Origin of the sequence: Clostridium oceanicum (assembly GCF_039521385.1) — a bacterium.
Lineage (GTDB): Bacteria > Bacillota > Clostridia > Clostridiales > Clostridiaceae > Clostridium_F > Clostridium_F oceanicum.
Window position 1 is genome coordinate 1 of record NZ_BAAACG010000014.1, and the last position, 1,230, is coordinate 1,230.

The window sequence follows — 1,230 nt, forward strand, 5'->3', positions numbered from 1 at the left end:
TCAGTTGGTAGAGCACATGACTTTTAATCATGTTGTCCGGGGTTCGATTCCCCGGTGGATCACCAAAAGCATTCTAATAGGAATGCTTTTTTATTTTTTAGAAAATTATAAATTTTTCTAGTAATATATGTCTTTGTTTTGTATCAAAGCAAAAAAATATAGTTAAGTATATAATATTATATATTTAGCTATATTTTTTTGTTATCTAATGTATAATATATATAATATGATTTCTATATAATAACAAAGTATAATTTAAAATTTATTTTATAATATCTAAATATAGAGGAGGATTAATTATGATAGTGGTAAATACAGATTATATTACAGGAAAAAAACTAGAAACATTGAGTTTAGTTAAAGGTTCTACAGTTATGTCAAAACATATAGGAAAAGATATAATGAGTGGTTTTAAAACTATTGTAGGTGGAGAAATAACTGCATACAAAGATATGATGGATGAGGCAAGAGAAATTGCTAATAAGAGAATGCTTGAAGAAGCAGAAAAGTTAAATAGTGACGGAATAATAAATGTTAGATATACAACAAGTGCTATAATGCAAGGAGCTTCTGAAATACTAGTCTATGGTACAGCAGTTAAATTTATTGAAGAATAAGTTAAAGTTAATTGAAGAAACTTATTAGTTAATCTTCACATAAAAATAGTATTTTTAGCTTTTTATTTTTATTATGTGTTTATATAATGTAAGTTTTAAAATAAAGTTATTAGTTTAAACTAGTAACTTTATTTTTTATAGAGTATGTTTAAATAACTAACTAGTTAATATATAGTTAGTTATTTAAATACAATTAATAAAAATAATATAAAAATAGATGAATTTCTAATGCTTATATAATAATAAAACTAGTATACTTTGGAGAGATAGATATTATAAAGATAATAAACTAAATATAAACATATCCGGGAGTATCAGTATCATGAAATATAAGATAAATAAATAATAATGGAGTAATAAATAGTTAATCTCTATATTAGATGTATTTACAGATGATATATATGATATAAATTTGATATCATATTTTTTGTCGTCACTTGAAAGACACAAAATATTAATTTCAAATAATGAAATTAATTGATGAAAATCTTTAAAAAAAGTGTTGACAAATATCGAAACACATGATATTATATAAAAGTCGCATGAAGCGACAAGGTCTTTGAAAATTAAACAGAGGATAAGAATGAATTCTTATAAACCAACCAGTAATTAA

The 1,230-nt window shown here is 22.7% G+C and carries 1 protein-coding gene; it reads left to right on the top strand.

The annotated features are described in order from the left end of the window. Positions 1-299 precede the first annotated feature (299 nt). Positions 300-617, top strand: coding sequence for a YbjQ family protein (locus ABDZ71_RS15550; protein WP_343763035.1), 318 nt, complete (start codon positions 300-302; stop codon positions 615-617). Positions 618-1,230: the final 613 nt, after the last annotated feature.